7 protein-coding genes and 2 pseudogenes are annotated in these 8,777 nt (G+C 46.7%); 1 reads left to right on the top strand and 8 read right to left on the bottom strand.

What is annotated here, in order from left to right:
- A pseudogene (locus tag AC19YT_RS27675) lies at positions 1-118 on the top strand (IS30 family transposase); the annotation flags it as partial.
- Positions 119-270: 152 nt separating this feature from the next.
- Here the strand turns inward: AC19YT_RS27675 and AC19YT_RS27670 are convergent.
- The 8 genes and pseudogenes from AC19YT_RS27670 to AC19YT_RS27635 form a co-directional block, all read right to left on the bottom strand.
- Positions 271-924, bottom strand: a complete 654-nt coding sequence (locus tag AC19YT_RS27670) for an HAD family hydrolase (RefSeq protein WP_500611345.1) — start codon at positions 922-924, stop codon at positions 271-273.
- Positions 921-1,661 carry a 3-deoxy-manno-octulosonate cytidylyltransferase gene (locus AC19YT_RS27665; protein WP_500611344.1) on the bottom strand — a complete coding sequence of 247 codons (741 nt, stop codon included), beginning with the start codon at positions 1,659-1,661 and terminating at the stop codon, positions 921-923. The genes AC19YT_RS27670 and AC19YT_RS27665 overlap by 4 nt, the downstream gene beginning before the upstream one ends.
- A gap of 31 nt (positions 1,662-1,692) precedes the next feature.
- On the bottom strand, positions 1,693-3,303 hold the full coding sequence (locus AC19YT_RS27660; RefSeq protein ID WP_500611343.1) for an aldolase catalytic domain-containing protein: 1,611 nt from the start codon (positions 3,301-3,303) through the stop codon (positions 1,693-1,695).
- A 78-nt stretch (positions 3,304-3,381) separates the two neighbouring features.
- The gene (locus tag AC19YT_RS27655) at positions 3,382-5,199 is read right to left on the bottom strand and encodes a hypothetical protein (RefSeq protein ID WP_500611342.1); all 1,818 of its coding nucleotides are present in this window, start codon (positions 5,197-5,199) and stop codon (positions 3,382-3,384) included.
- Between the two features lie 32 nt (positions 5,200-5,231).
- Complete coding sequence (locus AC19YT_RS27650; protein ID WP_500611341.1) at positions 5,232-6,506, bottom strand: hypothetical protein; 1,275 nt, start codon at positions 6,504-6,506, stop codon at positions 5,232-5,234.
- A gap of 75 nt (positions 6,507-6,581) precedes the next feature.
- Complete coding sequence (locus tag AC19YT_RS27645; protein ID WP_500611340.1) at positions 6,582-7,040, bottom strand: hypothetical protein; 459 nt, start codon at positions 7,038-7,040, stop codon at positions 6,582-6,584.
- Positions 7,041-7,058: 18 nt separating this feature from the next.
- Positions 7,059-7,658, bottom strand: a pseudogene (locus AC19YT_RS27640) (ABC transporter ATP-binding protein); the annotation flags it as partial.
- Between the two features lie 98 nt (positions 7,659-7,756).
- Complete coding sequence (locus AC19YT_RS27635) at positions 7,757-8,641, bottom strand: ABC transporter permease (RefSeq protein WP_500611339.1); 885 nt, start codon at positions 8,639-8,641, stop codon at positions 7,757-7,759.
- Positions 8,642-8,777: the final 136 nt, after the last annotated feature.

Raw genomic sequence — 8,777 nt, 5'->3', positions numbered from 1 at the left:
GACCGTCGAAGCCGTCAATCGGACAGTAGCGAGGATCAATCTACGCCCGCGCAAGCGCTTGGGCTGGAAGACGCCGTACGAAGTGCATACAGGGGTGAGCGTTGCACTTATGTGTTGAATTCAGGATGAGAAATCACAGCCACCTCATCCAGATGAATCGAGAAAATATTATTTGAGCTGGGCGATTAAAAACAAATTAACACTCACACATCGCGAAGTAACATAACCGAAAGGAGTGAAGAAACCTGACAATAGAGCGCCATGCAAATCTTATATCAATTGAGAAATAGAGCGCACTTCACAAAGGCTGTTCTCTTGGCACCATTGACCAGGGTCTTTCACCTCACTCCAATCCGCCACGAATATAAAATCCAACCCCGCTGCATGTGAGGCTTGATAGTCATATTTACTATCACCCAAAAACATAGCCGGAAACTTAATATTCCCTGAAACTTTCTCCCGCTCAAGAATTTCATCCTTGGTGTCCGGGCTACCAAATATCCCGCCATCGAACAGATTAGCCAAACCACGAAGCTGAAAAATCTCACGCAACTCCGCTTGATCCCCGCCCGAAACAATAAGCCAGCGTGCTACGTTGGTTTTTGTGCGTAACTCCATAAGACCTGACGCGACATCGCAACTGAGCAAGCCCTCTCTTACATTCTCAGCATAACGGCTGAGTAAAACGTCGACACCAGGGCCATCGGATTGATCCGCAACAATTGACTTAAGAAAATAATCAAACTTCTTATAACGAGACACCCCACCATTGGCCACATGGTAATCAACCAAAGCTTGCGCGGCAGCGTCACCATAGGGCAATGCCGCCAAATAAAAAGCCTGCGTCTTCACCTTGTTAGAATTCAACAACACCCCGTCACAGTCGAAGACCAGCGTGTTATAGCTACTTAGATCAAGCCTCATAAGCCATGCAACCTTTGCAGTGCAGCCTCGACATTCGGAACATCTTCAGGTACATCCACCGAAAGGCTGCCCGGCCGAGTCTCGACCATTCGAATTTTCTTTCCCAACTCCAGAAATCGCAAAATCTCAATATCTTCACATTTCTCGAGCTCGCTTTTACGGCCAAAAGCTCTAAAAGCACTCAATTCTTCTTGCGTAAAGGCATAGATACATACCTGTTTTTTATAATTGAGTGGCGCCGTCTGAATGCTCTTGAAGCCGGGCAGCGCTACACGAGACATATATACGAGACCATGATTCTCGTCGGTAATAACCTTCGGAATATTGACGTTGTGCGGGTCCTCACCTGCGGACAACCAGCTGAACCCATTAATCACATCCTCCATATGGATTAACTTCGCATCACGCACCTTGACAATATCGGAAGGATCGACCAATGGCTCATCACCCTGCACGTTGATGAAAATATCAGCAGCGATACTTTGAGCAGCTTGCGCTAAACGATCGGTACCAGTTAGCGCATCATCAGTGGTCATGGCTGCTTGAAAACCGGCGTCTTCCACCACATCGGCTATACGACGATCTTCAGTGGCGATATATACATTTTCTTTCCCAAACGCTCGAGCAGATAGTTCAGCAACCCAAAGAATCATGGGTTTCCCTAACAACTTAACCAGTGGTTTCCCTGGATATCGGCTAGAACCGTAACGAGCCGGGATAATCACGACACTTCTCATACTGAGACACCTCCGCCTTTGATTTTATACTTCACAGTGCATATACAGAGAGGGTATGCAGTCCGTAGCGCGTTGGCGTTATAGCCTGCAAAGGGAGAGCCTCGGGTGATTTCTGATATTGCTCGAATACATCTTGTATCTCTTGGCTACGAGGATCATCGGCTCCATATCCATCAAAGCCGGCCATCAGAATACGTTGCGCCTTGCCACTCGTAGCTACAGCCAATGCATAAGCCACCACCAGCGAGGTGGGTACAGTGCAATACGTTGAGGAAAATGCAAAGTTACCCACTTCAACTTTAAGCCCAAAATCCAATACTTCTTTATCACCTAACGCGCACTGCAAATCAGTTGGCAACATGGAAAATGGTGTAATCAGTGGTTGTGGCAGCCGGGTATGAGCCTCGCAATCGGCAAGTAATCGCACCGGGTGACAGGCCACACGCACATCAATAAGACCCGCCGCAATTGCACTTTGAGTATTCAAGGCCAATACCAGTGGTTGATGTTTATGAATATAGTGCTCCAGTGCCTGCCGATGACGGGCAACACCAGGACCCGCTCCCAGCAGAAGTACATCGCGACCGGCAAAAAGTGTTTTCGGCGTCCATTGGCCGCTAGGGGTCCCGCGGTAAAAATGACGGGCAGCATCTAGCGTATTAAGGCTGAATTTTTTACCACCTTCTTGGCGTAGGTGTTCAATCACTGCCAAGATATCTTCTTCGCCATATCGGGAATCACACAACATTTCTTGAATATACGTTGGGTGTATTCCGTACTTCCCGGCCAAATAATAGTATGGGTTAGTTCCCCAGCCATATTGTGCTTGCATCGGTTTGAAATGTTGACGGAGCAATGTCATCAACGGCACCAGATTGATCGTGTGACCGCGTAGCACCGCCAACTCTATCGCCAGCTCTTCGGTCCGTGCGTTGCCAGGGCCACGCCCCATGCCCGTTACAGTGGCGTCGACCCAAGTCGCCCCTTCCTCCAACGCTCGCAATGTATTCGCAAGTGCCAAGCCGATATTGTCATGCGTATGAATACCAAGAGCACCGGACCATTCGCTACGCAACCACTGGATAACTTTCGCGACCTGATCGGGGCTCATACTCCCCATACTATCGGCAAAGTACAGAGCCTCTAGAGGATAGCCAGCCGCTAACCTTGCCAGCGCTTTTATTTCATTTTCAGAACAGTTAGCCACTTGCATCAAGTTGAAGCCAACTCTATAGCCGCGCTCTTTGAGCCAGGTAACGGCTGAAAGCGAATCTGCAAACTCATGTACATGGCAAGCAATCCTCACGAGATCAACCGGTGAGTCACAAGCCAAACTCGGAAACAAGCGCTCAAGCACTTCTTCTTGAGGTATTTCACCAACCAGCTCGCTACCGTTAATCATGACTCCGACAGCAAGAGCCTCGGGCAACGGCAAACTACGTAAGAACTCATCCGTGCTGTAAGCACAAGCACCACTGAAGCCGTTATTTTTTAGCGAACGAAGACCCAGTTCTACCGTATCAACACCAGCAGCCAACATCGCTTGTAGATACTCATTAATCAATGCGCTAGAAAAATCCCAGGCATTGTAATAACCACCGTCTCGGAGTGTACAGTCAAGAAAATTCACTTTAGCAACCATGGCTCTAATCTCACTCAACTATAAGCTCAAGTAACAAAAACCAACACCTGAAAGGTCAACATTCCAGGTGCATCGACATCAAAAGTGGCGTTTCATGACATCCATCGTCAAGTCACAAAATGCCTGGCTATCGACGCTGTAGCTCACAAAATCAAGCCGATGCGTTGTCAGGTCTGGAATATCGGTAATAGCATCCTGCGAAACAACCACCGTGCGCCGATGAATATGCATGCTCTCCACAACTTCCATCATCGCCTTACTTAAATGGGCCAACCCTGGAAGACCGGAAAAACGAGCCGGATACATGGAGCCTGTGGAGTAATTGGAAATAAAAAAATCACACTTTGAAGAAACGAAGATTTTTTCCAGACTACTGCATCCGACGAGGCTAATAACTACCGGACTTCCAGATAAACGACCTACAAGATCGTTTACCACGTCCTGGTCCGCTGCAAAATCCACGCTGGTACCGGACTCAAACATATTAGAAGTCATTCCATCGATCACCAGCGCGTAACCAGGGTATTGATTTGAAATTCGCTCAATCACCTCGATCAGCGCATCTTCCTGATTAACCCAAGACCGTTTCTGGGCACTGATACCCAGCCAAATCAATGGAGAGAGCTTCACCAAGTCCGCGTACTTATCAGTCAGCTCGATATCAGCAGCAGCCAAGCCGACAACTTGGGCATCCATCTTTGAAATTTCTAAATCACTGAGAGACTTGAAATTAACCCCTGCAACACATAACGCATCATGGCCAGTCCCCCATGAGCGCTCTCTCAATACACTCGTAGAGATGGTGCTAACCTCGACTGGCAAACTGTATAACTTATCCAGCGCCAGATAGCAGCGCGAATCAACAGCAAGATAACTCTTTACAGACTCAAGCCCCCCTTTACAGCTTGCCAAATAAATAGCGGGAAGTGTGTCATAAAAGAAGTTGTATGGACTCACGCCGTTGAGTAATACATCTCGAATGCCGACGACCTGACCAGAACCAGCTGCAAAAAGCTCTGGTTTCTGCGACACACACTCAATCAGGGCTTTAACATGTATATGTTCATAAATTGAGCCCTGTACGGGCAAATGACAAACAAACGAGCGTGAAGGAAAGTAGACAAAGTCGGCAGAATGCAAATTCTGACCGACAAAAAACCTCTGACCGTCCACCTCAAAAACAAGATAATTTACTTCGGCAAAAATGCTTCCCACAAGCACCGCCCATGACAGCGAAAAAGGAGAAGGGATCATAATCCCAACTCCGCCTTTATGGGACATTAGCATCTTCGAGAAAAAATTCGGTGCCGAAATATACTCGACGAACCTGACAAAATAGCCTTTTTCAACTTCGTCCAAAGGCATTGACGACAGTGCAATTAAACGATGAAGTTTTACTCGCTCAAATACTCCATTGATTACTGGAACTCTATAGGAAGCACCACTGATGTGCTGCACACTCGAATGTGTCGTCCCATGGGCAAGTGCCGACAGCAATACATCGTCCAAATCAGTATCGATTTCAAATGACTTCAGCACTTTCCACAGAATTTTCTCGCCACCAATACATATACTTATATTGATGATTTCTGATAACGGAATACGCACGGAGAACCCATTGAATTGGGCTTGCCCTGCCATTGGACTGGCATTTTTTATCTGAGCAACATCGGGGCGCGGCGTTTGCGGAATGCTATTGACTGTTCCAAACACGCCCTCAATGCAAAGCTCATAAAGATCCGAATTGCTGTTTGGAATCAACCAACCAGCAATCACCACGCTGCCTCTGCAAAAGGTGTGATCCGCCAAGGGACTATCAAGAGCGCCCGAAAAAAAACGTTCGCAAGTCAACCTATCTTCCAAGGGAGTAATATCTGTGAAGATGGTCAAGATCATGATACTTGCCCCAACGCGTTATTCTTCATAAGCTAAATCAACCCTCGCTCAAACGCTGCCCGTTTCCAACCAAATAAAGTATTTCTCCCATAAGGACGCGAATACATAATTCGACGAAAACTCTCTGCGTCATCGCGGCCTAGCTCATTGGCAATTACTTCCACATCCCTAACACAGAATGCACCACGATAGAGGCCATCAAGCTTTATAATTGGCAAACCAATTTTGTGCAGAAAAATACCGTTCTGGTGAATTTGCGAACCTTTTATAAAGAAATCCAAGAAGAGAAAAGTTACCTCCTCGCGTATTGATGACATCAGCGTTCCCGAAACGTTACCACGCACAGAAATTGATTTTTCAATAAAGTCAAAGTACTCAGGCAATGAATACGCATAAAACACACCCAAACTACTTACATCATCGATCTCGGCAGTAATGGACTCCAGGCCAATTAAGTGCGTTGAATTATGCAGGTATTTGCTAGCAATTTTTGCGGTAACCGCAGAGAATGAAAAACTTTTAAACTCAGGGTTTTCGTCTGCTCGAGATAATGTAGACAGTTGGTCTAGCACCTCGGGATGTTCTTTTAAATGCATGGCCGTTCGCGTTATATCGTACAGCGCTCTAAAATTATCCGGGGAGCTGACGCACTTTTTAAGAACATTGGAAAGAGCCATTTCCCCACGCTTAATAACCAAGGGGCGAACATCGGAACATTTATAAGCCTTCCAGTAATCCCGAAAGCGTTGAGCACGAATGACGCTACCTGCGAACGCAATACAGAAAGACCCTAAGTGATGTTCAATCTCAAAATTTTCCGTCCCTCCCAGAGCTTCACAGGGTGATGAAAACATATCACCGATAAATCGGTCACATTTCGCCTTATCGTAAAAAATACTATCATTCAACATTAACAGCCGAGGGCAGCTCTCGGCCAGACCATTTTTATATATATAACTAAATGCAGATTGGTAACTCCCAAAATCACGACCAAAGTTGTATTTTTCGATATAACAATCAATAAAATCACTGTGCTTTTCTGGCGCATTTATTTTAAGCGTGTTAATGCACAGTACATATGCACCTTGCTGCTTCGCGCACTGGAGAAGGTGACGAATATCATCACGCAACTCTCCCTTCTCGAACAATGCCATCAACAGGATTTTTCGACCATCATAAGATTGCTCGAATACCACCTTGTCTTTTTTGGTCAAGCTTTTAATTTTATTAACTTCAGACTGAAATGAAATATATGCGTAAGCCGCAGGATACATCAATCGGTTTTTAATCTGCTGCAGAATTTTCACACTTTCAACCCCAAATAAAAAATAAAGTGCGGTCTCGTTTTAGCCCAAGAGCACCGCACTATTTAAACGCAGATATCACTCCACGATTATATTTTTCTTAATTGGGCACACCACAACTCGGTTTCCATCAATCATTTTCACTACGACTCCATATGCCCCTGGCTTCAATGAGCTAATATCGGCTTTTACAGAGAATCCTGACTTAAGAAATGCATCCTGCTTGTACGCTTTAACTACATCAGGGCGCTCATAGCGCAGACTACTTTCAAAAGGATAAGAGCGACCCTCGTTATCTTTGAAGACTAACTGCAATGTAGCGGGCGCTGTGCTGGTAGCAAAATCTGCCGCCCAGCCGCGAAAATCCACGACTCCAGATTTGAGTCGAACAAGAGCCCCTCGCTCCCCATTAATTACATCGAGAGCACAAGTATTAGAGGAGGTTGTCTCCACCTTCGGCTCGCCTTCGGAGTTGCAGGCAGCAAGAGAGGAAATAAGCATACCCAAGGTAATTGAGCCGACAATTTTTTTATACATAAAAACTTCCTTACCAGTTTATTTGGTATCCATAATTTCATCGTAGCGATCCAGCATTTCATCTACGGACGTACCGCTAATGATTTCGCCTTTATTAAGAATTACACATCGATCGCACAAACTGGCTATCTGATTTTTCGAGTGAGAAACCAATACAACCGTTTGACCCGAAGCGATTTTTTGCATCATTGTACGTTCGGCTTTTTTCTTGAAGTGAGCATCACCCACACTCAATACTTCATCGACCAGTAACACATCAGGGCTGATGACTGTACTAATGGCAAAGCCCAGCCGTGAAGCCATACCGGTGGAATAACTCCGGACCGGCTCATCAAAAAAATCACCCAGCTCTGAGTAGTCCTTGACTTCATCCAGCCGCTCAATCACTTGCTTTTTTCTGTAGCCCAGCAACATGCCACCAAATATCGCATTGTCTCTTCCGGTCAAGTTAGTGTCGAACCCGGCCTGTAACGCGAGCAATGAAACCGAGGCGCCATGGTTGATTACATGACCAAAATCGGGCCTGAGGGCGCCCGACATGATTTTGAGCAGTGTGGATTTACCCGCACCATTGGCCCCCAGTACGCCGAGAGTCTCTCCAGAGCGAACATCCAGATTGATGTGCTTGAGCGGTTCGAAGAAACCTTTGCTGCTGGCTGCCCCGCTCATTTTGAAGCGGACGCCGACATCATTGAGCGACAAGAATACCGTGGACATTACGCCATGCCCCTACGCACGAAATTTCGCCGCTGTTTTTTATAGATAAAGAAATTAAGCACGCCGACGACACAGGCAAAAACGGCCACATAGCCAAGGTCGGATATATTGGGGGCGTTGCCCTGCAGGATTACATCCCGGTAAGCAGCAATCAATGGCGTCACAGGATTGTACTGAACCCATTGGCCAACCTTGCCGGGCAAGGCTTGATAGTTGTAGATAACCCCGGATAAAAACATCAGTAGTGTCAGGCCTGTGCCGATCAAATTGGCCAGGTCTCGAGCAAAGGGAATAATTGCAGCGACCAACATACCCAGCGTTACTGTCAGTAGAAACTGAACGACAATAATCAGGGGAAGATAAACCAGGCTCCAACTCAAACTTTTTTCGTCGGTAATGACCCCCAGCAACAACAGAAGTAGCAATGCTGGAAGTTGTTTGTATGTTGCCTGTAGCACGCTGACCAGCGGAAAGAACTCCGGTGTAACGTTGCTATTCAGCATCAACCCCTGCCCCGCAATAATACTGGTTGCACCGGTGGAAATAGCTTTACTGAACCACATCCAGGGTACTAGGCCGCAAAGTAGAAACAGGCCGTAGTTTTCTACACCCGCATTCAAGAGGCGGCCAAACAGAAAATAGTAAATAATCAAGTGCAGCAGTGGTTCAATAATGACCCAAGCATAGTTCAAATAGGTCCTGGCGGACTCCGACTTTAAGTTCAGCACAGCCTTGGTATTGACCAACTGAAGAAAGTGAGCCAGACCTCCAGTCTCTCGCTTGACCTTGGACGTTACTTGTTGATTGGCGCTCGGTACCACTAGCAAATCAGGGCCGTATTGGGCCGCTAAACGATAACGTCGAGCGTCAGCCAGGTTACCCATTTGTTTATGCGCCCTGAATTCATAGAATAAGCGCAACGCTTGAAACGAGAGGCAGAGAGCCAGCCACCGGTAGAATCCAGGCTCTCACACCGAAGGATTCAAGCGCAGATGACTACGCATTACCGGCAGCTGACTC

Source organism: Pseudomonas sp. MF08875 (assembly GCF_059862525.1).
Note: the sequence above shows the minus strand (reverse complement) of the source record. Positions and strands in the feature narration are given on the sequence as shown.

Excerpts from the sequence above, each read along its gene's own strand:
- AC19YT_RS27670 (WP_500611345.1), bottom strand. The coding sequence starts at position 924 with ATGAGGCTTGATCTAAGTAGCTATAACACGCTGGTCTTCGACTGTGAC.
- AC19YT_RS27665 (WP_500611344.1), bottom strand. The coding sequence starts at position 1,661 with ATGAGAAGTGTCGTGATTATCCCGGCTCGTTACGGTTCTAGCCGATAT.
- AC19YT_RS27660 (WP_500611343.1), bottom strand. The coding sequence starts at position 3,303 with ATGGTTGCTAAAGTGAATTTTCTTGACTGTACACTCCGAGACGGTGGT.
- AC19YT_RS27655 (WP_500611342.1), bottom strand. The coding sequence starts at position 5,199 with ATGATCTTGACCATCTTCACAGATATTACTCCCTTGGAAGATAGGTTG.
- AC19YT_RS27645 (WP_500611340.1), bottom strand. The coding sequence starts at position 7,040 with ATGTATAAAAAAATTGTCGGCTCAATTACCTTGGGTATGCTTATTTCC.
- AC19YT_RS27635 (WP_500611339.1), bottom strand. The coding sequence starts at position 8,641 with ATGGGTAACCTGGCTGACGCTCGACGTTATCGTTTAGCGGCCCAATAC.